General features: G+C 40.3%; 1 pseudogene. It reads right to left on the reverse strand.

From position 1 onward, the window contains the following. Positions 1-211, reverse strand: a pseudogene (locus CD111_RS12675) (MSCRAMM family adhesin SdrC); the annotation flags it as partial.

Below are 211 nucleotides of genomic sequence, written 5' to 3' on the forward strand. Positions count from 1 at the left end.
CACATCATTATCGGCGAGTACATCAGAATCCGAAAGCACATCGTTATCAACGAGCACATCAGGATCTGAAAGTGAATCAACATCATTAAGTGGTTCAGAGAGCGAAAGTACGTCGTTATCGACAAGTACATCAGGATCTGAAAGTACATCAACATCATTAAGTGGTTCAGAAAGCGAAAGTACATCGTTATCAACGAGTACATCAGAATCT

The organism is Mammaliicoccus stepanovicii (assembly GCF_002902525.1).
Classification (GTDB): domain Bacteria; phylum Bacillota; class Bacilli; order Staphylococcales; family Staphylococcaceae; genus Mammaliicoccus; species Mammaliicoccus stepanovicii.